This window comes from Legionella sp. W05-934-2, assembly GCF_964199965.1.
Taxonomy (GTDB): Bacteria; Pseudomonadota; Gammaproteobacteria; order Legionellales; family Legionellaceae; genus JAFIFT01.
The window spans coordinates 245,843-270,507 of the sequence record NZ_CAXMZT010000002.1 but is presented as its reverse complement, the minus strand read 5'-3'; the positions used below and the strand labels follow the sequence as shown (position 1 = coordinate 270,507).

Sequence of the window (24,665 nt, the reverse complement as noted above, 5' to 3'; positions counted from 1 at the left end):
TAATTTATAATTGGACGGTCTGATTATATATGGTTCCATTTGGTTTATTTATGTCTGGTAAAAAGATAATTATTTCCCTCGATGCGGATGGTTGTGTTTTTAATCCACTTTTTTTCACTTCCAAGCTTGAGTTGTCTGCACTATTTATAAAACAGGAAATAGAACGGTTAATAAAAGAGAGCCCATCCAGTGTTAATAAAATTGAGACATTAGAGGGTGAGTTGAATTCCATTGAATCAATTCTTGGAAGAAAAATACACCAGCAAGATACTATCGATAAAAAACTCGATAATCCCCAGGTAATTGCCGACATAATCATCCAAGCAAACGATGCTTTAATCAACAAAATTTGTGACAGATTATCACAAGGCCAATATGATGAGGTTATTTTTCTCGATGGATCATTAAGGCAGTCTTTAGCGCAAGATTGGAAAAATGCAAGCGTTCAAGACATTCCTCAACTCGTATCGTTATCGATTTGTAAAGCGGTGGAAATCATTCAAGATGAGGTTCAGAGGAGACATTTACAACAACATGGAAACTCAACGACTAAATTCAGTATCGACAAGACAACCTTGTCAGCCGCACACCCTCTGCGCCCACGCGATGACAAAATGAACAAATATGCGAATACAGTATTCGATGATATGAGTCGCTTTATGAGCTACAATGAACAAGGTGAACTTGTCTCGAAAGTTGGTACAGATTCCTACCAATACACCAATAATAATGATAGAAACAGGATCTATAGCAAATTCCCTGGCTACGTCGCAGATACAACCAAAGGGAGCATTCTTTATTATCAAACTCACCGTTGCGCTTCTAAGTTTAGTAGCGACAAAATTGATTTTTGGTTTGTCGATGATAGTGTTAGGGTTTTAAACTGCCTAAAAGATTTTGGTCATGAGATGTATCCGCACAATGTCACGTTAGAGCTAATCCATCATGCTGCTGAGACAGTGGGAAATCAGTATGTTATGTTTGTGACACCCTATGCAACGATTAACGGTTCAAGCGTCATTGATAAAAATTATAAAGAAAATTTACAAGGCTTGTATGATCACTCAGAAAGTGAAGGCCTTGAAAAATATCGTAAAGATTTGTATTACCAAGATGCGAGTAGCGATGTAACATCCACCTTAAATAAAAATTCTTTTCTAAATAAAAGAAAAACGGACAAATCGAAACAACCAGCTAAACAAGAGATGGATGAGCCTCATCAATTAAGTGAAAAGAATTATTGTCAGTAGGGACATTCCTAAGCATGAGGATTAAATCCGTTATTCCGCACTAGGAACCAGGATTTATTTATGAAATCATTTCGGTTATGAAACCATAGCAAAAAACCATGAACGTCGCCCTCCGCTTTATGAGGAGGATCCAAGAACTGAGGTGTTTTTAATAGTAACGATAGTCCGTTGTCCCTGGATCCTCCGCATAAAGCGGAGGAAGAGGGGAATAGGTCTACAGCAAGATTGAATTAGGGTTTTATTTTTATTTATGTTGAATTAAAAGTAAACTATCATTTTAGGGTGCGGAATCTGGGTAAAATCCCTCGCATTTTGAATCAGGCACACGCAGCATACCCTGGCTTATAGAAGGTGCAATTTCGTGTTGCCACAGTCTTTAAGAAAATAAAAAACCAATTAACAACCATGCTGTTAATTGGTTAAAGAAATGGTCAACGAAATTCAATTAAATTAAATATACATAGAAGGTTTAATTTCTTCGAAACGCGCATTATCTGCCTCTTCCATTTTCTGAGCCAATTCTGATTCCATTTTCTCTTGTTCAGCTTGAATTTGCAGTTTCATTAACTCAATTTTATTACGCGTTTCTAATGTTTGGAGTATCGCTGCTAATAAATACTCAACCGTGGTTTGCACTTTAATCTCTTGAACAGGTTGCTGTTTTTCCAACGTAGGGGTTTTTTCCGGATTTTCCGGCGGTGATTCTGCTATTTTTTGATTTTTTTGCGGAGGAAAAAACTGTGGACTCAGCTCTGATGCAGCACGCTTTGTTTGGGAAGTTCCATTATTTAAGGCAACATTTTTAGCCATGATGATCTCCTTTTCCATATAAACCACTTCCAGATTAAACCTACTTTTGACTAAAATGCAAATGATTTCTTCAATAAAGGTAAAAAATATAATTTGTTATTCAATCTTGCTTATATCGACTAAAATATATCATGGATGTTTATTTCCTATGTTTATCAAGCGTATTTTTTTTGCTAGTGAAGGTTACAGTTAAATCTAGTGTCGTTTCAAATGGTTTATTTATCGCTTTATACACAAATGGAAAGTATTTTATATTGACAATATCATGAATTAAGTCGATGTTTTTATCAGGAAAATCCCATTACCCGGTAGGAAATGGCCAAGCGGTTAACATGATATCTACGATGACTTTTAAATTTCGCTGAATTCCGATAGGATAATCTCAGATGTCATTACACGGAGATGTAACGCAATGGAATTAAGTAAACTCGATGCTAAAAAAGCAATTGTTGCTAACCTAAAGAAGCATGGTATTCAAGCTGAAATTGTCAATTGGGAAAATTTTATGGGAACGGTTGAGTCGCCTTCTTCCGTTGTGATAGAAATAAAATCAGCCAAACAAGCAAAAAGAGCCACTCAGGTTATCAATGAGGTCCAAGCGAATTGTGAACAACTATTAACAAGGAGTGGGGTTGCGGGTTGGAAAGACACCACCACTTGCCCTGTGGTTCGGTTTTTTAAGGATATATTTTGTCAGCCTACTGAGCGTTATAATGAGTCTTTCACTGCTAACGCTAGTTCAGCGGGTGATATTATCTTTCGCTTTCCCCCGGACTATCAAAAAAATAAATTAAAAATAGTTGCTGATGGCGAGGAAGTTGAGATTCCAGCGGGAATACAAATCAGTAAACTCCAACAGTTTTTGGGCAAGCATAAACGCTCGCTTGGAACGGCGACGATGATCAATAAAGTCAGTGGGGTGGGCGCAATTTTAAACGGATGCCAAGGGACAGGAAAAGATCAACCCACCTTAGCGGGTTTGGTGACTCAGTTAACCATTCTTAAACCGGATGGAACCATCGTTAAGCTGAATAAATCCAATGAGGATTTTGATACATTGAAAGGTGCCAACTTGGGACTAACAGGAATCGTTTTATCAGCACGATTAAAAACAGTTCCTCAGTTTAAGCTCAGAGAAAAAGTGGATCACTTTACCCGCTTAGCGGATCTTCGTGAGCACCTGTCAGAATGGCTTCAGAGTGAATATTTCACTGCGATGATTACGCCCTTGTATGGGGTAAGACAAATTGATGACGCGTTGGTGCCTAATATCCAAGTGCGTCGTTGGCAAAGAACCTCAGATAAAATCACAGAACACCGCGATGTCCATGATTATACCGTCGAAGATCTTGCTTCTGAGATAGGAGTACAAATAGGTGATGAAGTACAAACGCTTTTATTAAGAACCGATTTGCACCTTATTCTTGAAGCGTATTTAGCACTAACAGCCGTTATCGTTGCTGCACAGCGAGGTGAAAAAGACAAAGTCGCAACCGCTAATAATATGATGCATTATCAACGTTCTTTTCCAAAATCTTTAAACTTAGTGAGTTTTCAGCTATCGGTGCCTGATGATAAAGCCGGCGAAATCCTTGATAGCATATTATCGGAAGGTGAGCGGCTACAACAGAAAATGAATAATTCCGAGGATCATCTTCTACCTGTGACCTATGCTACTTATGTTAGATACATCAAAGGAACATCGGGGGGGTTGTCAACTTGTCCCGAAAAACCAGGACATCATGTGCTTATCGTTGAATATGTCACCCATCCATTAGCCCCTGGCTTCAATCAATTTATCGATGGAATGCGGGCTTTCTATCAGAAAAATAATTGGGATCCTAAATTTCATTTAGGGAAATCATTGCCTGAGGAAATCAGTCAGTTTATTGATTCAAAGCAACTCGAGGAATTTAAACAAGCTCTCACAAACTGGTATGGTTCTGAAGAAGCAGCTTTTGAGAAAAATCCCATGTTCAATTCTTTTCTGAAAACCCAATTCGGCATGCCTTTATCAGAAGCTGATAATCAATTAATGGCACGTGAAACGGTAGCGCCGGTTATTGATGATGAGAATGCAATAAAGGCGATGCATAAATTAGTTGATAAGCTGAAAAAGCGGCAGCCCTCGTGCGATTCTGAAGCATCGGCGATTAATCAATTTTGTGCGTTATGCACCGATAAGATTAGTCAAATGGAATCACAACTGAGAGAATCACAGGCTGTCAGCATATAGAAATGGTCAGCTAGCAAAGGCACAATATTGGCTTGTTCTGCTTGCTATACTCATTGATAAACAGCAGTAGGAGATGCTATGTATGACCGTAAAGTGGGTGGTAAACCGGCAACGGTTACTCGGTTTTTTGCGCTAAGACTTAATAACCAGGGCGTTGAGGATATTTCGAAACTCCAATTGTTATTAGCCAAACAGTTAAATGACGGCAACGTTACTGAGGTAAATCCACACGATTTTCACGTGACTATGCTGCATATGAAACAAATGAACAGCGAGCAAGATAACACTGCCGCTCAAATGATCGATGACATTGAAAAACAATCAGATATTGTTGTTGCTTTGAGTCATGTTAGGGTCCTTGGTCAAAGTATCGTGTTGGAATTTAAAAACGATGAGGTTGATCAATTGCGCGATAGCTTGGTGACTCTGCGAAATGAACGTTTACCAACAGTACAAACCAGTGGGCTTGATCAGAAAACTGGGAAACCAACGCAAAGCTTTATATCCCATATCAGTCTTCTAGAGTTCAACGAAAAACCGCACGATATTGCCCGTTATGAGAAGGTATTAAACAAAGCGCTACGCGCGGAGTTACCGTGTCAGGTAACATTGAATAAAATAGAGTATCTTGAGCATATCGCCTCTATGCAATCACCAGCGATTGTTTATCAAGCGATTCAATCCAGGCCATTGATAGAAGATGAATAGAAACCGAGTCTTAAGTGGTAATCCTGAGCACCAATCGGAAGCCAACATTAGTGACGTTTATTGTCTGAACAGCCTAGTATGATAACCTTGCCTGAGCTAGGCTGATAATTTACCATTCGAACCCTACCTTCCTCATTCTAAAAGAATGAGGAGGAAAGGGTTTTAAGTGCAGGGTCAACGCATTGTTGAAGATAAGACATCCGAATGTTTTGGTAAGGTGCCAGCTTTAAGTTCCTCTATTTTTCTTTGATAGGAAGCGACATTTTGTTTGTCACCCATCGCTTGATAAGCCTGCTTAATCCCTGTCAATGACCAGATATTATGCGGATGGATTTTCAAATCACTTTGAAATGTTGCGATTGCCTGTTGATATTTTCCAGCGCTTAGAAATGCAAACCCTAACCCTTGGCTGGCAGGGAACAGCCATGATGGTGGATCACCCCCTGCTTTTTCAGTCGCAACAGCCTGATGCCAAAAATAAATGCTTTTGTCAGCATTGCCATTCATGTCTGCTTGATGGGCAAGAAGGATGTTTTTGGCTATCTTGAGGTTGTTTTCAAATGCATCTTTCGTGTCGGTATCTTGGTTGTTTGCTTGGGCAGCTTGGTGGAATAAGCGGATGTACCGTTTTGCCGAGGCTTTATCATTTATCTGCATCGCATGAAGGGCCTGCGCATAAGACCATATCGCCTTCAAATAGGGGTATTGGATTCCTGGTTCCGGAATGCTCGTTAACGCATCCCACATACCAAAATGAGCGATAACGAGCATTAACTCTGCGTGAAAACGTTGAAGGGATGGTACTTTCATCAACCAATTAAACGGGGTGATATTTTTTAATTTTAGCGCAGCTTGGTAGGCAATATCGCCATTGGCATTCAGAGTGGCTGAATATAACAAATAATCGAGATTATGCTGGTTTAGTAAGTTAACTTCAGGTTTAAAACCCTGTTTTCGGCATAATGATTCGTATTTGTCTGAAACAGCGACGGCTTTTTGATTCAAGTCCACCGCCTGCTGGTACTCACCCATTCTTATCATAATGTGAGTTGGCATATGGACCAAATGTTCAGCCATTGGGGTAAGCTCTGGAAGTTTGTTGGCAAATTTAACGGCTTGTTCTGGGTGCCTTGACCATTCCATCAGGTGAATATAATAATGGATGGCCCCAGGATGGTTGGGCTCTATTGCTAATACCTTTTCAAGGGATTGTTTCATCATCAAAGCATAGGGTTTTATGTCTAATAAGTTGTCATAAAAGTCCCAATTCTCAACGGCAAAGACACTGTATGCGAATAGCGTTTGGATGGTCGTATTATCCGGATGCTGAAGGGACAGATTATGTAGGGCGTTTGCAAAGGCAAGATTATTTTCTGCAGGCAGGCTCACTTCAAGGAAAGCGCAATGATGACCATTTGACGCATGTGATGGTGTTTGGCTAAGTTGATATCGTCGTTTTAGTGCTTGAATAAGACCTAAATCAATAGGGTTTTTAGGTTTAAGGGAGTCGGCTTTTTCCAGTATTTTTAAAGCCTTTTGAGGTTCGTCCCCTTTTAAAAAGAGATTGGTGGCAGAGCCCATGCTCAAGGCCAAACCAATATAGCATCTGACACAGTTTGGATCAGCTTTTGTTGATGCTTGAAACGAGCGAGTCGATTCCCCATAATCAAACCCATAGAATAAGACCATGCCTTGATTAAAATAGGTCTGTGCTTCTTTATTTTGCGTATCCGCTTTGAAGTACGCCTGGCCTAAACCATCAAAGACCGGTGCAAGCGGTTTGGCCCCTAATTGAAATGATACGAAACAACTAAAGACTATCAGCAAAACTCTCATCGATGATCCAATTATTGGTTATTCCCATTCATCGCTTTGGTGCAATGAGACAACGAACGTATTTATATTACCAAGCTAAGGCTTAATTCACCAATAATGAATGGCAAATATTTCATTTTTAATTTATAACAAACAACAATCGCTTTTATAGTCCATAATTTGAATATAATGAAGCAATTGGTGTTAGGCGTGTTAATTAAAATTAGCAATCGCGCGTATGATTCTGACGCAGTTTCTGAAATTACTATTCAAGATAGGCATTTTTTAAATGCCGCTATTTCTTCGGTTGCACCTAATCGACATTATTCTGAAATTCAATATGAGAATGAAACAATTTATTTTTCTCCCCCTGTCTTTATTCGAGCATCGAAAAAATATACTGGAAAGCATACTATTTTGGTGGAAAAGGAAGAGTTGGGGCGAGGTAAATTTGGCGTTGTTACTGAATATGAAAAAATATATTTAGAAGAAAAAACACAATCGAAAGAAACGGGTTGGGTAATTAAGCAAGTCAGATTAAACGATAAAGAGGAACGAGCTAAATTCAGACAAGAGTGTGAGTTTACAAAACGCGTCTATCCAGATGTGTTTTTTGATATTGAAAAAGGCTACCTAGTCATGCCAAATCTAGGGTTAGAGCTCTATGAAAATATTATCCAAGACATGAACCATAAAACATTACCCTATAAATCAAAAGCTTATGCTTTTCATGGATTTTTAAAATCACTTAGATGGATTCATGAACAGGATATTATTCATCATGATTTAAAGCCTCAGAATACATGTTATCAAGTCGTCGATAAGCTTTTAAGAATTAATATCTTTGATTTTGGATTGAGTAGATTCACAGGAGATGATTTAAATCCTATTGGGACACCTGCCTATTGCGCGCCTGAGAAATTGTCAGGCAATTATTATGCAAATGAAAAGTCAGATGTGTTTTCAGCAACCTTGTGTATGCTCGCTATGTTTCTTGGTGATGGTTTTGAGCGAACCCAATATGAAGAAATTGCTGTATTAGATGGAATGCTATTTAGCGCATTTGACTTGTTGGGGGTTAAAAAAGACAGCTTAAGCCCTAGCGAGTTTAAAGAGCAAGCTTATTTGGCAATCGATAAGCTTGACCCCGAAAATGATTTGCTGGCAAGGATTGTATCTAAAAATGATCTAAAGAAGATTGTGGATAATTATGGTGAAGCTTATTTAAAAGGTGAATTACATCATGCGATGTTACATAACCTTAAAAATCATTTCGAAAAATTTCACTATGTTATTGCCAAGTATCAAGCTGATTTTTTTATCAGTCTATTTGAGAAAGGGACTGCATTTAATCCTAGCAATAGGCTATCCCTTGATCAACTACTATATGGTTCAAAATTATTTTTTCTTAATGAAAAGCAAGTCGATTTCTTACGTGGCGTGCAGGATGTTAAAAACCTAGAGGAGTCGGAAAAGGTACACCTAAAAATTCTTATTAGTCAAGCGAATCATTCGCCAGCCTTTGAAGAAATCTTGGCATTATATGGGGGAGTCAATACAACTAAACTATTAACAGCGCTTGAAGAGGTAGATTGTGAAGGGTATCTCTTTAAAACAATTGATGATGCAAATCAAAAAATGATTTTAGCAAAATTATTTGAAAACGATTTGAAACGACTGAATAACAATTTTGATGCCAAGCAATATGCTCGAGGAGTGATTGCGGATTATCTTAATCTTGCAAAAAATAGCAAAAAATTTTACAGCCAACTTGAAATAAAAGCTTACAATTTTCACCATGATAGAGGCCTGGATTATGAGGAAAACGAGTTGCAACGCTACTGGAATGAGTTTATATATGAAAGTTATCAATCTTGCCCAAACAATGACAAGCTTGTTTTCTTCAGATTACTACCAAGAGGGCAACAAGAATTTATTCGCGCAAATGAGATTAAAAAGGGCAAACAAGATTGCATTCAGTTAATCCCAGGCTTTCAAAGTACGGTCGAAAGTCCTGAAAGCGCAGAGGCATTATTATTAAGCCAAACTGAGAATAGTTTGATTTTGTTTTTTGATGAAGCAAGCAAAGCGTATTATCTATCTTTTCTGGATGCACAAGAGAATCTCCAGTCTTTTCCCATTCATGTTGATAGCGGGAAGTTGTCAATTGGTGATACGACTTTTGACTCATTAGAGGATATTTATAATACATTGTCACAAAAGCAAAAAAATCTGTCTCCGTTGATTGAGTCTAAAGAACAGCCTGTGACACCAAAGCAATCCAGGTTTCGATTTTTTGATGTTTCCTCAAAGACACCCCATGATTCAGGCAATGAAAGTGAATTACCCACCACGAAGAAAAGCCCTTGATATGCCCAGGCAAATGCCCACACATCGTTAAACGACTTTATTTAGCCATCACGATGGAATAAACATTGGTTAGTTTCTTTTGGATAAATGCTGAATTTCAACAATTGCAAATAAATTTATTCATGAGGATCTTGCCTTTAGAATCCCTTTTGTCTCTGAATCTTCGTTAAAAAATTTAACGAAAAAAGTCTTACTTAATTTTGGGTTTTTCTTATTTAGTCTGGTGAACTCTGCTGTATAGCCACACTTCTTATAGAAATCTGGCGCTTGAAAAGCACTTGTCACTAAATTGATATTATTAAACCCCTGGCCTTTAAAATGATTTTCAAGTGCAAATAATAACTTCTTACCAAATCCTTTGCCACGGTAGGCACTGTCCACCCAGATATCATCGACATAGATTTCTGCATACGCTGTATAAGCATTTATTACTCCAAAAATTACTTCATTTTCATCAGAGATAACCACTGAAAACCGATGATAATTGACATCGATACCGTGATTTGCTTCATAATCAATAAGACCATAGGTCATTCTGCTTTCAGTTTCAGCATCTATTACATCAACAAATTTGATCTGATATTTGGTCTTATCGCCTAAAGACTTATAATCTTGGAATTCTGGTATATCAAATTTTGCTGATGGTTTCAGTTTTTTTGTGAACCATAAAACTAAATCATCATCTACTGGAACGTTGCTACCTGGATTAACAGCTTGATATTGATAAGTTAGACCGCGCCCATCAGGTGAGTACCCCTTATTAATATATAATTTTTGTGCATTTCCATAATCACGATATAGTCCAACACCCAAGCCAACAATCTCACTGCGCGTGGCGGCCAATTGTTCAGCCATTTCCAAAAGTTGTGACCCAATCCCTTTGTTTCGATATGGAGGAAGAACATTTAAGTCCATAATTTCAGGAATTTTTTTTTCTCTGAATGGTTGGTAAAGGGATTCCCATTTTAAAGTGGCATAACCAGCCAATTGGTTCTCATAAAAAGCCAGCCATATGATCCTCTCATTTTCAGTTTGTTCATGAAAATACGATTCAAATGTTGATTTCGGTTTAGGCCAATTATGTCTTGCGAATGTATCTACCAATGGGGCTATATCTTTTATGGTAAGGAGACGAATTTTGATTAGATTCATATTTTTGTTATCTCCACTTAATTAAAAGGCTTAGACCAATGATTTTATCATGATAAAGTGATTTGGATCTTGACTAAATGTTGTCTTCGTAAAGCCCGCTTTTTCATAACAGCGAATAGCTTGGAAATTATTGATCCTAGGATCGACGATTACGACTTTAAACTGAGTAAGAAACTTTGAAATAAATTGATTAATCAGTGACACGTATAATTAAGCGTTGGCAGTGTACTTATGTATCCAAACATTTCTGAAAGAGGACCTTCCGCTTTAATGCGAATGCCTGCTGCACTGGACTCTTGGCCAGAAATCATGCCACGACAGCGGTTCAAGTCACCGATAACGTTACCGACGTCTTCTTCCGTATTGTAAACATCGACTTTCATGATAGGTTCAAGTAATTGTGGGCTCTATAGATTTATTTTATAACTTGTTCAGGATTAAAAGATCTCCTTTATTTCTCTTTTCTCCTCTATTTAGAATAAGGATTCGGCACAGTGCGGCATGGTGTCGGAGTTTGGTAAGTTTTTGCTCCTTCTGGTGATAAATTTGAGTGAGATTGAATGGATTGGTTTTCCTTTGAATCTTTATTTCTTGAATGACAATTGGGCTGTGGTTTTGGAGGAGTTGGCATTCGTTGTAGCATTTTCGACGTGCTTTCTTGTCTTCTCACAGCATCCGAACTCGTACTTTTTGGATGTTGTTCCAAGATTTGATTTCTTAATTGAGAAAACATTTGCTTATCACTGGGTGACACCCCCAGTAGGTTTGCCACACAAACCTGAGCTTTAGCGGGATTGTTGGGATTTGCAGCCAACGCAACAAACAATTCCTTTTTAACATGTGGAGCAAGATCCTTCATAAGCTCGTTCGTATCAATATATTTCATATAGTCTCTTGTGATTGAATCACGAAGCTGGTGTAATCGATTCATATCTTTGGGATTTTGCAAGTTCATTTCCGACAAATCAACATTCACCATTCTGGGAATCACCTGCAGTAAAAATGCATCCGAACCTTGTTTAACCATTTCCATAATCATCATAACCTTGATGTTATCGTTATAAGGACCGTGCGCTATGTCATGCTGAATGGCTGGCATATTTTTAAGGGCTGGGGTTGAATTTGTTGACTTAAAAAAATCTATTAGGTCATTAAATTGCTTGTTGTGACAAAGCATAGTCAAGGCCTGTTTTTGGACTTGGGTAAAGTACTTATCTACTTTTTCTTTATTTGCCGATAATATATCTCGTGTGACATTGGTATATAAATCACCTTGAAATAGATTGAGCATATCTTGTTTTTGCTTTGAACTGAGGTGATTGATAAAATTTGGTTGATTGACATTTACACCTATCGCCTTCGCATACTCCTTAGCAACAGACTGGTAATCTTTATTAATAAGTCCTTCTGTCTTTGCCCACTGAAATAAGGCATTAAAATTATGTTTGCTATAAATATTAGCATAGGCGTCATTTTGTAAGGTCGCTGTTAAAAACCCACTCCCTGTTTGATAGTGGGGTAAGTAACGCCTATCGCCATGGTTAAATATGGCTGAACCCTTGTCAGTCTGATTCATTGCTAGTCCTGTTTCACCCCGATTCGTTAAGAAAAAGCTCGGTGCATTAACCCCGGACTTATTAGCAGGTAAGCGTTCTATGTCATTGCTAAACTGAGGCAACATCAGTTTAGCAATGGTTCGCGTATAATCAATCTGCATTTGTTTATAAAGTTCGTTAGGCCGACCATTCTTATCAACTTGCTTTGCATAACTGGCTGGGATTTCCGTACCCACATAAAGGGTATCATTAGCATAAAACAGCCTAACTCGTGGAGGTCTAGCTAAATTCCAACCATGCTTAGCTAATTCAGATTGCCAGTTTGTTTTATCTAGGCTAACTGTTTTATCACTGAGATCTTTAGGTTGAATACGACTATTTTTAAACGAAAACGTGGCTGTGCCATGCATGGCTGTGACTGGCATGGATGAGAGATCAATGGAGGGGATAGACGTGTTTTTTGGTTGCTCACTCATGGGGCGATAGATAAGGGTATCAGGCGTGGTACCTTTTCCTTGTGGGCCTTCTTTCAGTGCCCCCGCGGCATTATGATAGGTGATATTTGCACCATTTTTGACTGACATCAATAATTGAACGCTTTTTTGCAAATAATCTAAACGGCTTAGTTTAGACGCTTTATCAAATTGACCTTTTTCACTGTTATCGTCTCTAGAAATTTGAATTTGATGTTCAAGATCGCAGATTTCTTGGTTTAAAGGTGATAAAACAGTATCACGAAGATTGCTATGTGTATTGACTTGATAAAATGAATTAATATCAACATCAGCATCAACGAACGTAACATTGCCACTTTTCTTTAGATCATTTAAGTATAACTGTTGCAAATCCCGAATTTGTATTTGTGTAAAGCGTTCATTCCCGAATACTTTTGTATCACCATACTGAAACCCGGAGTCTTCCGAAAAATTCCGCTCTGTCGATAGACTATTAAATGCTTTGGCAAATTCTTCTTTATTAAAGGCATTTTGGATAATTTTATCCCGTTCGCTCAGAGGAAATCGAAAGATGTTAGCTCGTGCTTGAGCCCTATCTAATTCACCAGAAGGCGATACCCGCTTATCAAGGAAAATAAGCTTGGCATTAGGATCTTGTTTTCTAATTTTCAACGCCCGATCTAAATTTGCGGGTCCTGCGCCAATAAATACATGAGTATTCTCTTGCTTTGCTTTCGTTTCAGTAGAACTGGCAATATCCATAACTGAAGATTTGGTTGAAGGCAGGCGGGTACTTATTTGATTACTATGGCTTTTTTTGCTGCTTTGAATGGTTGAGTTATCGGTTAGAATAAAGTTTGTTTTGTTTTTATGCTCATCTCTGTAATAGACGAAATAAGGCCGAATCCATTCATTAAACTCGGAGTATTGTTTTAAAAGCCAACGAAACATTTTTTTTAAAAAATTAAACATTATACCCCCGATCTATATCACTTAAGTATTAAATACTAAACTAATTGATTAATTATAATTTACATAGATATAAATAATATCAATATGCACATATGTTTACATATTCTTTACTTGCTTAAGATATTTTTTTATGGATTTTGACTGGAATAATGGCCTGCTCACATTCACCGGAGGCATATTGTGGAAATCTGAGGGAAGCGTGTAAAATGGATTAATATGTGCGGCAAGAAGCTTTATGGCCTAAACAGCCTAGCAAGCCTACATACAAACCAGCATGGATGCTGCCTATTGTGCTCTAATTTATCGTATTCAGGATATTGAGGGATCGTCTCATGAAGTGTTTATTGAATATAATCGCCTTCTTAGAGCTATCTTCTGCTCTAATGCAAAAAAAACTTGCGGTGAAAATCCTATTGAATATTGATAGCTCAATCTAATTTTTTAATAATGTCTGGTATAAAATATAAATACCGTTTTTTCTATTATTAAGTTTGTCTTAAGGTATTCCTGATATGCTCCCGTTTATCTTTAGAATTTTCTACAGTATTTTGGTTATCGAGAATAGTGAGGTTGTTGGTGAAGTTCAGCAATATTGATGATTTAATGGCCGATGATGATAAGTTATCGACGAAAGGGATGTATTTGCTTCACGATTATTATAAAGGTAAATCAAGTGGCTCATACCCTGTTTATGTCCTTAACCACTATTCAGACTTAGTCGTGATGATTACCATTGCTCCCAAGGATACCATTTATGGGGTTATCATAAAAAATGGTGGCTTACCTCATAAAACACCGATTATTGCTAAAAATAATGAATATATCCTACTTGATTCCTTAGGGGCTACGGGGACGATATATGCCAAAACATTGCAGCAGGAATTAGAGAAATGCCTAAATGAACTGGGCATCACGCACGCGACTATTACGAATGTTGACTATCAACGACAGTCTGATTTTGTTTCTTGTGGGACGGAAGCATTTTTAGTGATGAAAGAAGCACTTAAGTTAGGTGACTCATTGTTTACTCTTTATCAAAATCAACCGGTAAATTATGTTCCGCCTGAGATTGCTAAATATACCCAAGGGATTGCGCGTTTGTGGCCTGTTTGTAAAAAAGGGATCACCACCAACTTATCTCAAACCGTGTCGGGGCTAAAGATGCTATCGATACCGGTTAATAAATCGGGTTCGCACGTTAAAAGTGAAACATTAAAGTCTTATGTAGACAGGCACGCTTCCCCCAATGGCAAATTCAATCTTGCAGTTGATAATCGGCGCGCTAAGCATCGAGAAATCCTCCAAGTCCTTCTCGCCACAAAGGAGGAGAAGACGTTGACAAAAATGGCGATGGAGGCTTCCGGTTTGAATTCTTTATTGTCCCATCCTTCTGCCTTAAATGCATTATTTCCTTATGAAAAAATAGACGTGTTGTATGAGATTGCTGGGATTACTAATTCGTTCAATACGAAAGAGGGAAAAATGGTAACTTATCATTTCAGTGCATTAAGGGACGCAAACGAGTTGCAAAGGGTTGTGAAAGGGTTGGAAGAAACGCTAATTGATTTAGTTGATAGATATCTTGATGATGATAATCATGATAGTAATATTAAGCTTTATGATTTGGCAAAATTTGTTTATGCAAAATACTATTTCCAACAGATATTAGATAAGCTGTTGCTTAAGCAATCCTCTCAATCTGATAGTTTAGAAAGTTCAGCACTATCACTTAATAGCATGTTTTCAATAGTATCAGATAACAAGCAGCCGAGTCTACCAACACGTGAAGCTATATTTCACCACTAATTTCAGGGACTCAATCGACATATGCCTAACTATTGCGGGGTCTAGGAAATGGTCAATTCATACATGGGCGGCAATCGCTATCAATAGCGAATGGAGGGAATACAAACAAGCAATGACCAATCATCCAAGTATACCAAGCCTTAATTGAATTAGTTTGCATATTCAACTTCTGGTGTTGTTTCAAATTTCAAACTTTAAAAGTCAGCTTGTTTCACCTACTTTTCCATAGTCGCGCTCTCCGAAGATAGCGCTTTGATTTGTATAATATTTAAATTCAAGTAAATTGTTGCTTGGGTCTTTTAGAAAGAAGCTTTGGTGCTCTATAGCTGTGTTTATGAATCTTGTTTTTAAAGGGATCTCAAATGCGACATTGTGTTTATTTATGTGAAAAATAAACTTATCAAAATCACGCTTATCAAGAAAAATCAGGCCAAAATGACGGGGGTAAATCCCTATTTGTTCTGGCAATGGACTATCTATTTTATGCGCAACAATTTGATGATTATTAAACTCAAAAATAACAGCGCTATTCGATTCACGACCAACATTGAAACCAAGTTTTTGCTGGTAAAATTGTTTGGCCAGTGTGAAATCATGTACCGGGAAAGCCAGATGAAATAGAGTGTTCATAACTGCTTCTTATTTCTTGAAACAATTGGCATCAATATCGGACTGTAGTTGCATTATTTGTTTTACAGTTAACAAAGATTTCATTTTAGCCCCATACTTGATAGCCAGTTGGTTAAAGCAGGCGAGCTTTTTTTCGTTTACAGTCGTATCAAGCAATAATCCATTGAACTGGATACCAATGAGTTTGTAGTCAGCATAGTGAAAACTGCCAATGCAACAGACTGCGCAATCAGGTAAAAGCGCTTGTTGATTAACTTCCACATTTTTATTGTTTACCTCATATAAGGATTGTGGTGTCATATTGGTTTTATACAAAATCAGGTTATTTTTTACCAATGCGTCTATAATGCCACCATTGCACCGATCACCTGAGGCAATGGTTTTGCTTGATTTTAAAATATCGTTATCTAAAGTCATGGTAAGTAGCTCAGTAAAAGAACCTGTGCCGCCGCCACTCCAGGAAATTAGAAAAACATACTCAGGCTTACCATTTCGTGTTAATTTTCCAATATACCGGTAGAAAATATAAGGGAGCTTCATGCCAGGTTGATCCGTGTCGATATTATAACCGATAAACCCGTTTTCAAGCGCATATCTATTATATGTTTGATGATATTGAATGCAGGAATCCGTTTTTAAGTTTATCGAGTCTTTTTTGTCAGATAATTCAGTAAATCGGTTAAAACATAAAGGGGCGATCACACCATATTTTGTCATTAACTCGGGTGGTAATTTAAAAGGGATCTGAGTAGCATGTGTTTTGAAGCATGTCAGCAGTGTTAGAATAAATATTGATATGTGTTTCACGTGTATACCTATTACTAATGTATTTTGACCAATAATATGCGAGAAATTCAACCCGGTTCGAACGATCATTTGAATATTAAAGAGTAAAGCTATATTCAATATTGATTATGACACTTTATCAGACAAGAGAGAAGTGTCTATGATTATATGAAAATAACGGGATGCATGACAGAAACAAGGGGGGGGGGGGGGTGACACAAAAATATTACTGAGCCCTGATTAGCGAGTTTGATGTGGTACATTTTCCTTATTTAAACACGGGAAAAGTCATTTTAAATCCTATATGATAAACACAGGGATGTTTGTATGAAATAATATAAGGGATGATAATATGAAGTCAAAATCAATTCTAAAAAAAGTCATACTTGTATTGTCTGTTTTATATGGCATTAGTGCATATGCTGATTCCACCAACCTAAAACATGATCTAACCCGCGAACAAAAAAAGCAGATAGCTGCATACAATAGAAAACAAGCGCTATCCAACAAAATACCCCCTCACCAACCTAATATCCATGTTAGACCCTTTAGTGATTATGAAAAACCAGGTTATTTGATAATGACCTCTAACTTTTCGTTTAATTCCAAAGATGCAAAACTTGAAATAGCGAAAGCACTTGGTGAGGATGCAATATTAGTATTGATTACCGAGTCTTCCTCAAAAAATGAGATAGATAAACTCTACAAGATATACTCAGATGTCGTTCCGAAAGATCGTATGCGAATCATTAAGTTAAACAATGCCAATAATGGATTTTGGGCGCGAGATGCGTTTCCAATTCCGCTTGTCGATGAGTCTGGCCAGTTAGGACTCCTATCGTCCCTCTATTATAAAGACATCAAGCCCGGATTAGAGTTTACCCACCATTTCAGTGATAACGTTATTTCAAATTATTTTTATTTTGAGGGAGGCAATCTTCAAACGAATCACCTGGGTGTTTGTATGATCGTAAATAATGATAGTCACAGGATCATTCCTGATTCGGTCTTTTCAAAGAAATTTGGCTGCAAAAAACTAATACGGCTGCCTCATCTAAAGGGAATAGGTCATATCGATGAACATGCGCGCTTTATTAATGAATCAACGATTATTACTGATCTGGATGAGTATGCGGATACCTTAAAACAGGAAGGGTTTAATATAACAAAACTTCCACGCCCAGATAATTACTATGAGACCTACATTAATTCTATCCAGTTGGATAATCAAATTGTTGTACCAATTTTTGGGGGAAAGTCGGATAAAAAAGCGATTTCAATATATCGCAATCTAGGGTTTGTGGTTACAACAGCTAATTCATCGTCTTTGTCTAATGAGGGAGAGGGCTCCCTTCATTGCATTACCATGGTATATCCACCGGTTCCTTACTATCAATTACTCGAATCGATTAATGCGGTAGATGTTGGTAATCAAGAGCATTAGCCCCTAGCTTGATAGCCCATTCACTTAAGCCAGAATATCGCTTTTATACTGTATTGATGAGTCTCACTATTCTTAATTATAGTGTCTTGAGCCGGCTTTTGAACAATAAATGGTCTCTATTTAACTTCTATAGACTCTTATTTTTCAGGTTGGTTTAACTGATTCTTGATTTGATGGGAGAATGCTATGAGTTTTTTAAAAGTTTGCGAGGAGTTAGTATAGGGTTGGTTGCAGCCCCTTTAATTACTGCCGCTGAAAGCAAATCATATGTTATCGATAAGGCTCTGTGGGATGATAGTGGGCCCAAACACGGAGAATTGAAATTTAACCATCCTCCCACGATGGGTATCGTCGTTAACCTTTTAGGATTGGCTGTTTGCGGCGTGCCATTTGCTGCTAAGATCTTGACAGAATCGGTTAAAGCGGGTTATGAGGATGGTCCTGATAGTGTGTAAAAAAACTTCAGGGACGTTACCTAGTATCATATCAAAAACACCCAACACAAGAAGGCTGATCTCTTGAGTATTTTCTTGCAGTTAAAAGCTTACATGATGGCACAACTGCTACTAATACTAGGAGGTTTGGGGGTAATGGTTGGGCCATTTTTGTATTCTAAAATAGCTTCTTTCAACATATGCGAAACGGCTGAATAATTAGGATTATCAGCTGAAAATGAGCATTCAAGGTAAAGCATGCCTTTTGACTGAGCATATTGAAGGGCTTGTTGGTTGCTAACAAAACTGTTTGCTTTAAACATTTGATTGTTTACAGATGGATTATCTCTAAAGTGAGTATTCGTTCCAACTAGAACAAGTGTCGCATCAGGACAATAATGTTGTACTTCACGGATCCATTTAGACTCAATCTCTCTAAATGCGTTTTGGTCGGTTACTGAAAAACATAATAAGAAAATATCAGTATTTGGATAATCTAACACTCTTGTTCTGTCAAAGTCATTTCCGCATGACACGCTTTTAATCATTAGTTTCACGGCGGTCTCATCAACTAAAAGAGTTGAAACATGTTCACCGAAAATATTCATTCCTGAATAGTCACCTCTAGGATGTTCTCTCGTCATGATAATATTAATCATCTCCAGGATTCCAGGATTGCCACTGCCAACGGGAATTAACTTTAAATTAAAAGGTATTTTTCTTTTCTGAGATGGATCATTTGCTGAGGGATTTCTTTTCATAAATTTCTAGAGAGGAGTGAAATAATGTAGTAAATAATAGCACAAAATATAAGCAGAGCAAATAAAAATAAATCAGCCCTAATTCATCGCTTATTCGATTTGCCTTTTCCAATTGGGTTTCTTCATAGCATGGATAATGATTGGTATCACTGAAAAAATGATAAATCCACCCGATACGACGGCGATATAGGTTGAGGGACGGGTGACATTTAACGAAGTGGGTGGGAAAAATGCCAAAATAAAGGCAAATGTCACTGAGGATATACCAACGAGGCAAATAAACCACATGCCTGGCATACCGCCTGGTACACGATAAGTGCGTATGACATGAGGTTGGCTGTAGCGAAGTCTTAAGGCAGATAGGAATATCAGAAAATAAACAACTAAATAGAGCGCAATCGTCATGGCGGAAAGCAAGAAAAATGCGATGTTGACATTTTGCATTACCAGATACAAGGAGGCGAGTAATGTGACAATGACGCCTTGAACTAATAACATATTAGTTGGCACCCCATTTTTATTAACATACGCTAAAAAGGGAGGAATTTCTCCTTCGGCAGCTGTAGCCAGCAACCCTTTGCTTGGCCCCGAAATCCATGCCAACACGCCACCGAGAGCCCCAAAAGCAATCAATGCTCCTAGCAGGGGTAATAACCCATGCAACTGAAACTTAATTAATTCTTGATCGAACGTTTGTAATATCCCTGCTGTTAAACTAATTTCCGATTTTGGGACAATCATAGCGACAGCAAAGGATCCTAAAGAAAAAATAGTAATGATAATAAGCAACGCCAGAAAGATGGCTTGTGGGTATTGTCGTCTAGGATTTGCCATATTTTTAACATGCACAGCGCCAACCTCGATTCCTGCAAATAACAACACGATCCCTGCTAAAAATGACACATTGGAAAATTGAGAGAAGTCAGGAATTATGGATTGGTGTGTATCGATATAAACTGGATTGCCAAGCATTATCCAAGCAAAACTTAATATCAATAAAAAAATCACAGGTACAACAGTTCCCAATAATACAGCGTAGGAGGTAATTTTCTCAACGTAGTGCATACCAAATAAGGTAATCCACGTTGATAACCAATAGGCAACAATGATAAAGACAGCTGAGTAGATATTGTTGTTGGATAACTCGGGATCACCAACAGCATAGGCAAATGCACTGGCAGCAAATGCCAAAATGACAGGGTACCAGATTACGTTTTGCACCCATTGCATCCAAATGGCGATAAATCCCCAAAGACCGCCAAAGGCTTCTTTGACCCAACGATAAACCCCACCTGCGAAAGGCCAACCTGTGGCCAGCTCAGCTGACACTAAGGCGCATGGCAATAAAAATAAAAATGAGGAAAAGGTTAGATAAAATATCATTTGCATGCCAGTATCTGCCATCATGGGTAAGCCGCGCAAGCTCAACACGGCGGCCACATTAAACATAGCCAATCCAAAAACAGATAACATGGGTTTATTCATGGAGGCATCCAAAGTCCGTATTTTTTTAGTCTATAGAATCTCCATTTGTAATGCCACTGATAATTGGTCTACGCTTTAATACATAAAATCTTTTGTGATAGGGATGACATGATGGATAAAGATGATAAGGCCATTGAAGATGATGTGGTCTAATGGATCTTCACACCCCAGTTAAGCGATAATAACTTAACTGGAGGTAATAGTGAAAACTAAAAAAAATATACAAAAGAGTTCAAGCTTGATGCAATTGGTCTTGTTACGCAACACGGGTACAAAATAACAGAGGCCGCCAAGAGCTTAGGGTTAAAGCCTTATTTACTTGGGCGATGGATCAAAGAATCAGAAGAAGCCGAATCAGAACCATTTCGAGGCAATGGCCAATTGACTGCCGAACAGACTGAAATTCGACATCTACGAGAAGAAGTAAAACGTCTTACTATGGAGAAAGAAATCTTAAAAATGGCGACGGCAGATGCCTGACGGTTCTCCTGCGCGAAAACAATTAAAAGAATGGGTAATTAAAATAGCTGCGGCAAGTGGATTTTCATATGGCTATGTGGCAAAGAAGACCTTCTTCAGGGTTAATTGCGCATTCCGATCGCGGCTCTCAATATGCTAGCAACGAGTATCGGAAGTTACTAGAACAGAACGGATTTTTTTGGCAGCATGAATCGCAAAGGTGATTGTTGGGATAATAGTGTTGCGGAAAGCTTCTTTTGCCGCTTGAAAGAAGAGCGAACACGATGGCGACACTATCAAACTAGAGAAGAAGCCCGGCAGGATATTTTGGATTATATTGTGATGTTTTATAACAGTCATAGATTGCATTCTACGATTGGATAGGTCAGTCCCAATCAGTTTGAAAAACGATATTGGGGCCGGATGGAAAAAGCTGCTTAACTGGGGTGTGAAAATTTAGTTGACCACCTCACATATGATTGGCTCCCTAGCATGACTCGGATTGGATATTAACAATGACAAAAATAACAGCAATTGAACTGAAATGTTGGATAATAATAGGCCTTTCATAACAGATTCCTTTTTGTAAATGATAGTCAAATACCCAAGATAACTTGCTATAGGAAATTATTAAAGCATTTCTACGACATAAAGCACGCATAGCCCGAATGAAGTGAAACATAATCTGGGAGGTTCAAATATTCCTGAGCACAATGCTTGACTTACTATAGCTATCTATAGATACTTGCGTACTTCGTTGCTTCTGATAATGAAAAGGGCGCAGGTTGGTTAGTGTGAATATTTGAAATACTTCACACCAAAGGATTAATAAGGAGTTTTGCATGATTAATTTCAAGCGGTTAACCATTTCGATAGTTGTGTTAGGAAGTAGTTCGCTTTTTGCTGGCGGATCGTATACTTGTAGCCCAGAAAATGTATCGGTGCCTTGTGAGTTTACGGCGATAGACGTTGGTATTCAAGGTTTGTATGTTAAGCCGGCTTATAATGGTGACTTTGGATATTTTGGAGATACTATCGTCAACAATGTCCTGGTTGGTCAAGATGTTGATCTGGATTGGGATTTTGGTTTTCGCTTAGAAGGCTCATACCATTTCAATAATGGCAACGATATTAATCTTAATTGGACCTACTTTAAAAAGACCACCCAGTTTAGAAATGTCGTGTTTTCGGGAATTACGATTAATTGGGAACCAAAATACTCCGCGCTTAATATCGAGCTAGGCCAACATGTTGATTACGGCGAATTGAAAAATATTCGTTACCATGGTGGCTTTCAGTTTGCAAGCATCGAAACCGACATAACAGCGACCGTTGGCAATTTTCGCCCGATGGTTGATCTAAAATTCAATGGTTTTGGGCCTAGGGCCGGTCTTGATATGTCCTATGATCTGGGTTATGACTTTTCCGTGTATAGTAATTTTGCTGGGGCCATATTAGTTGGTGATGGCGAATACACGGGTAACGTCACAGCGATTGGCAACAACGTGATACAGTTGCTTCGTGGGTCCAGAACAGCCATTGTTCCTGAACTTGAAGCAAAGGCTGGTATCAAATATAACTGGGCTCTTTATCAGGGTGATTTCATATTTGATTTAGGATGGATGTGGATAAATTATTTTAATGCACAACACCTGGGTTCTGGTAATAACCAAACAGATTTTGGCTTTCAAGGGCCGTATGCTACAGTAAAATTTATTGGTGGAATTTAATCGATTTCCTTTTCTGAAATAGCAGAGTAAATCGATACTAGGCTTTGAAAAACAAGCGTTGTCTAAAAAATAGGGCGATATGTTTATCGCCCTGGCTAACACACAAATTTTGCTCAAAAGCCGTTCTTTTGTCAGTATCGAGATCACAAAAATCCAAACCAAGCAGCTAAATCTTTAGGCCAATCTTGACTAAAATGCACCATATGGAAAGATTTTTGATACCCATCTTAATCTAAACTATACTAAACAAGAATAAAATTAAAACAGACTGTTTCATGAAAAAAATAATCATACTGATTCTTTTGTTACTAAAAAGCCACATGTGCATGGCTTTTCGCTGCAATGGTCAGCTAGTGTATGAAGGTGATACTCAGGATATAGTGATACAAAAATGTGGTGAACCCGAAGGGAAAAAAGTGATGAGTACCTCTCAGGCGCTCTATAATGATGCTGGGGTGAGGTATGGGTCGACGCCTTATTTGACAGAAGTATGGACCTATCAATCAACCCCTCAGGATTTTGTATATAAAGTCTACTTTACCAACAAAAAAGTCACCTCCATTTCTTCTAATTTACCGACTCCTTAGATAAAGACCCATAAAAATGGTGGCCAAAGACAGAATCGAACTGTCGACACAAGGATTTTCAGCCACTTAATTAAATAATTATTATGGTCCGACCCCTTATGGTATGGCAGTATAAAGTGCCATACATCTAAATCCAATCTATCGCAAAATAAAAATCTTGAGGCAGCTTCTCTGCCTCAAGAAAGGGGTTAAGGGGTTAAGGGGTTAAGGGGTAAAAGCCCGGACACATCGAACTCGGTTGACTAAGTCCTTACTGCCGCCGAACCGGGCGCCATTGAAGAAGTCCTGGAGCCGAGCGAAGTTCGCATTGAGCTCGGTAGAACTCCAGTAGACGACATTGGCAAAACCGCCAATGGCAGCTCTATTAAACCACAAACAGTCTAGCTGAGATGTTGGGCTTGATGGAATACCACCTACAGCTGGTGAGGCCGGCAAGAACCAATCATCATAACAGGTGTTTCCGGATACACAGGGTGTGTTGCCTTGGTCATCGACTTCGTAAGTAGAGCATATGCCTGCAGCGTAGGTATTAACATCAATACCGCCAGCACAAGCGCCTGCACCATTCGTTAAACAATCAACGATGGTTTGTGTATTGGTAGCCCCATCGGTTGTACTGGTTGCGCCGGTTGTTGCAAAAATACCCCATATGATGGTGTTACCGTTATTATTATCAACCGTTGCTGCTATTAGATTATTTTTACCCCCATTAAGGCAGGCCACAACCCCACCCTGAAATGGTTGGCCTATGGTTAAATTAGGTAGTTTGACAATATGCAATGCATTGGCTTTAGATGGCTGATAACATTGATTCGGATTGGCACTGCCATTGGCATTGGCTTGACATATCTTCGGGCCACTTTGGATTCCGCCTGCGGGGATGTTGCTACCATTAATGTTAATGGTTAATATACAACTACTGCCTGCACTACCTTTGGGCGCTAAATTACAATCACCACCCTGGCTTAAGCCGGAAGTTGGTAATAGCATTAACTTTTTTGGCCGAGATGATTGATTAGTCACGGTGTACTGGACACTATCGGTTGTGCCAGGTGGTACTGCAACTGTAGTTGCTGTTCGTGGGGTAAACGTCCACATTGGCCCACCTGCATGCGCAGTTGGTACTAGTAGTCTTGTCATCAGTATTGCTAATAGCAAGTTTTTAAATGATGTTTTATTCGTTCGCTCCATGATGTTCTTTCCTTATGCTACATATGTG

Annotated in this window: 18 protein-coding genes and 2 pseudogenes; 10 read left to right on the top strand and 10 right to left on the bottom strand. The window is 38.4% G+C overall.

The genetic code is table 11. The annotated features are described in order from the left end of the window. Positions 1–50 precede the first annotated feature (50 nt). Positions 51–1,250 (top strand): hypothetical protein, encoded by a 1,200-nt coding sequence (locus AB3348_RS03240; protein ID WP_367606111.1) that lies wholly within the window; start codon positions 51–53, stop codon positions 1,248–1,250. 450 nt (positions 1,251–1,700) lie between these two features. Here AB3348_RS03240 and AB3348_RS03235 read toward each other — a convergent pair whose 3' ends face one another. Beyond that, positions 1,701–2,060, bottom strand: coding sequence for a hypothetical protein (locus AB3348_RS03235; RefSeq protein WP_367606110.1), 360 nt, complete (start codon positions 2,058–2,060; stop codon positions 1,701–1,703). 412 nt (positions 2,061–2,472) lie between these two features. Here AB3348_RS03235 and AB3348_RS03230 point away from each other — a divergent pair, with 412 nt between their 5' ends. Then, a complete protein-coding gene (locus AB3348_RS03230; protein WP_367606109.1) occupies positions 2,473–4,296 on the top strand; it encodes a hypothetical protein in 1,824 nt (607 codons plus the stop codon). 78 nt (positions 4,297–4,374) lie between these two features. After that, on the top strand, positions 4,375–5,004 hold the full coding sequence (locus tag AB3348_RS03225; RefSeq protein WP_367606108.1) for a hypothetical protein: 630 nt from the start codon (positions 4,375–4,377) through the stop codon (positions 5,002–5,004). 174 nt (positions 5,005–5,178) lie between these two features. On the opposite strand, the gene AB3348_RS03220 is transcribed toward AB3348_RS03225, so the two are convergent. Continuing rightward, on the bottom strand, positions 5,179–6,840 hold the full coding sequence (locus tag AB3348_RS03220) for a hypothetical protein (protein WP_367606107.1): 1,662 nt from the start codon (positions 6,838–6,840) through the stop codon (positions 5,179–5,181). 168 nt (positions 6,841–7,008) lie between these two features. On the opposite strand from AB3348_RS03220, the gene AB3348_RS03215 reads away from it, so the two are divergent. Continuing rightward, positions 7,009–9,189 carry a protein kinase gene (locus tag AB3348_RS03215; protein WP_367606106.1) on the top strand — a complete coding sequence of 727 codons (2,181 nt, stop codon included), beginning with the start codon at positions 7,009–7,011 and terminating at the stop codon, positions 9,187–9,189. A 120-nt stretch (positions 9,190–9,309) separates the two neighbouring features. Here the strand turns inward: AB3348_RS03215 and AB3348_RS03210 are convergent, their stop codons facing one another. The 3 genes and pseudogenes from AB3348_RS03210 to AB3348_RS03200 form a co-directional block, all read right to left on the bottom strand. Continuing rightward, positions 9,310–10,341, bottom strand: a complete 1,032-nt coding sequence (locus tag AB3348_RS03210) for a GNAT family N-acetyltransferase (protein WP_367606105.1) — start codon at positions 10,339–10,341, stop codon at positions 9,310–9,312. Positions 10,342–10,553: 212 nt separating this feature from the next. Beyond that, a pseudogene (locus tag AB3348_RS03205) lies at positions 10,554–10,745 on the bottom strand (hypothetical protein); the annotation flags it as partial. 65 nt (positions 10,746–10,810) lie between these two features. Further along, on the bottom strand, positions 10,811–13,303 hold the full coding sequence (locus AB3348_RS03200; RefSeq protein ID WP_367606104.1) for a hypothetical protein: 2,493 nt from the start codon (positions 13,301–13,303) through the stop codon (positions 10,811–10,813). A 597-nt stretch (positions 13,304–13,900) separates the two neighbouring features. Between AB3348_RS03200 and AB3348_RS03195 the strand changes: the two genes are divergently transcribed. Next, positions 13,901–15,130 (top strand): hypothetical protein, encoded by a 1,230-nt coding sequence (locus AB3348_RS03195; protein ID WP_367606102.1) that lies wholly within the window; start codon positions 13,901–13,903, stop codon positions 15,128–15,130. A gap of 201 nt (positions 15,131–15,331) precedes the next feature. Here the strand turns inward: AB3348_RS03195 and AB3348_RS03190 are convergent, their stop codons facing one another. Both AB3348_RS03190 and AB3348_RS03185 read right to left on the bottom strand, forming a co-directional pair. Further along, positions 15,332–15,760: a VOC family protein gene (locus AB3348_RS03190; RefSeq protein ID WP_367606101.1), complete on the bottom strand. Its 429-nt coding sequence runs from the start codon at positions 15,758–15,760 to the stop codon at positions 15,332–15,334. A 9-nt stretch (positions 15,761–15,769) separates the two neighbouring features. Further along, on the bottom strand, positions 15,770–16,567 hold the full coding sequence (locus AB3348_RS03185; protein WP_367606100.1) for a hypothetical protein: 798 nt from the start codon (positions 16,565–16,567) through the stop codon (positions 15,770–15,772). A gap of 331 nt (positions 16,568–16,898) precedes the next feature. On the opposite strand from AB3348_RS03185, the gene AB3348_RS03180 reads away from it, so the two are divergent. Both AB3348_RS03180 and AB3348_RS03175 read left to right on the top strand, forming a co-directional pair. Continuing rightward, positions 16,899–17,990 (top strand): agmatine deiminase family protein, encoded by a 1,092-nt coding sequence (locus AB3348_RS03180; protein WP_367606099.1) that lies wholly within the window; start codon positions 16,899–16,901, stop codon positions 17,988–17,990. 173 nt (positions 17,991–18,163) lie between these two features. Continuing rightward, positions 18,164–18,445: a hypothetical protein gene (locus tag AB3348_RS03175; RefSeq protein WP_367606098.1), complete on the top strand. Its 282-nt coding sequence runs from the start codon at positions 18,164–18,166 to the stop codon at positions 18,443–18,445. A gap of 89 nt (positions 18,446–18,534) precedes the next feature. On the opposite strand, the gene AB3348_RS03170 is transcribed toward AB3348_RS03175, so the two are convergent. Beyond that, complete coding sequence (locus AB3348_RS03170) at positions 18,535–19,185, bottom strand: hypothetical protein (RefSeq protein ID WP_367606097.1); 651 nt, start codon at positions 19,183–19,185, stop codon at positions 18,535–18,537. A 90-nt stretch (positions 19,186–19,275) separates the two neighbouring features. Continuing rightward, a complete protein-coding gene (locus AB3348_RS03165; protein WP_367606096.1) occupies positions 19,276–20,670 on the bottom strand; it encodes an amino acid permease in 1,395 nt (464 codons plus the stop codon). A gap of 213 nt (positions 20,671–20,883) precedes the next feature. Between AB3348_RS03165 and AB3348_RS03160 the strand changes: the two are divergent. From AB3348_RS03160 to AB3348_RS03150, 3 genes and pseudogenes are all read left to right on the top strand, one after another. Continuing rightward, positions 20,884–21,513: pseudogene (locus AB3348_RS03160) on the top strand (transposase); the annotation flags it as partial. 458 nt (positions 21,514–21,971) lie between these two features. Beyond that, positions 21,972–22,859 carry an Lpg1974 family pore-forming outer membrane protein gene (locus tag AB3348_RS03155; RefSeq protein ID WP_367606095.1) on the top strand — a complete coding sequence of 296 codons (888 nt, stop codon included), beginning with the start codon at positions 21,972–21,974 and terminating at the stop codon, positions 22,857–22,859. A 275-nt stretch (positions 22,860–23,134) separates the two neighbouring features. Further along, positions 23,135–23,446 (top strand): DUF2845 domain-containing protein, encoded by a 312-nt coding sequence (locus tag AB3348_RS03150; RefSeq protein WP_367606094.1) that lies wholly within the window; start codon positions 23,135–23,137, stop codon positions 23,444–23,446. 204 nt (positions 23,447–23,650) lie between these two features. Here the strand turns inward: AB3348_RS03150 and AB3348_RS03145 are convergent, their stop codons facing one another. Beyond that, positions 23,651–24,637, bottom strand: coding sequence for a hypothetical protein (locus AB3348_RS03145; protein ID WP_367606093.1), 987 nt, complete (start codon positions 24,635–24,637; stop codon positions 23,651–23,653). Positions 24,638–24,665: the final 28 nt, after the last annotated feature.

What these genes read in the sequence shown, in the direction of transcription:
- AB3348_RS03240 (WP_367606111.1), top strand. Translation starts at nt 51, where the DNA reads ATGTCTGGTAAAAAGATAATTATTTCCCTCGATGCGGATGGTTGTGTT.
- AB3348_RS03235 (WP_367606110.1), bottom strand. Translation starts at nt 2,060, where the DNA reads ATGGCTAAAAATGTTGCCTTAAATAATGGAACTTCCCAAACAAAGCGT.
- AB3348_RS03230 (WP_367606109.1), top strand. Translation starts at nt 2,473, where the DNA reads ATGGAATTAAGTAAACTCGATGCTAAAAAAGCAATTGTTGCTAACCTA.
- AB3348_RS03225 (WP_367606108.1), top strand. Translation starts at nt 4,375, where the DNA reads ATGTATGACCGTAAAGTGGGTGGTAAACCGGCAACGGTTACTCGGTTT.
- AB3348_RS03220 (WP_367606107.1), bottom strand. Translation starts at nt 6,840, where the DNA reads ATGAGAGTTTTGCTGATAGTCTTTAGTTGTTTCGTATCATTTCAATTA.
- AB3348_RS03215 (WP_367606106.1), top strand. Translation starts at nt 7,009, where the DNA reads ATGAAGCAATTGGTGTTAGGCGTGTTAATTAAAATTAGCAATCGCGCG.
- AB3348_RS03210 (WP_367606105.1), bottom strand. Translation starts at nt 10,341, where the DNA reads ATGAATCTAATCAAAATTCGTCTCCTTACCATAAAAGATATAGCCCCA.
- AB3348_RS03200 (WP_367606104.1), bottom strand. Translation starts at nt 13,303, where the DNA reads ATGTTTCGTTGGCTTTTAAAACAATACTCCGAGTTTAATGAATGGATT.
- AB3348_RS03190 (WP_367606101.1), bottom strand. Translation starts at nt 15,760, where the DNA reads ATGAACACTCTATTTCATCTGGCTTTCCCGGTACATGATTTCACACTG.
- AB3348_RS03180 (WP_367606099.1), top strand. Translation starts at nt 16,899, where the DNA reads ATGAAGTCAAAATCAATTCTAAAAAAAGTCATACTTGTATTGTCTGTT.
- AB3348_RS03175 (WP_367606098.1), top strand. Translation starts at nt 18,164, where the DNA reads ATGGGAGAATGCTATGAGTTTTTTAAAAGTTTGCGAGGAGTTAGTATA.
- AB3348_RS03170 (WP_367606097.1), bottom strand. Translation starts at nt 19,185, where the DNA reads ATGAAAAGAAATCCCTCAGCAAATGATCCATCTCAGAAAAGAAAAATA.
- AB3348_RS03165 (WP_367606096.1), bottom strand. Translation starts at nt 20,670, where the DNA reads ATGAATAAACCCATGTTATCTGTTTTTGGATTGGCTATGTTTAATGTG.
- AB3348_RS03155 (WP_367606095.1), top strand. Translation starts at nt 21,972, where the DNA reads ATGATTAATTTCAAGCGGTTAACCATTTCGATAGTTGTGTTAGGAAGT.
- AB3348_RS03150 (WP_367606094.1), top strand. Translation starts at nt 23,135, where the DNA reads ATGAAAAAAATAATCATACTGATTCTTTTGTTACTAAAAAGCCACATG.
- AB3348_RS03145 (WP_367606093.1), bottom strand. Translation starts at nt 24,637, where the DNA reads ATGGAGCGAACGAATAAAACATCATTTAAAAACTTGCTATTAGCAATA.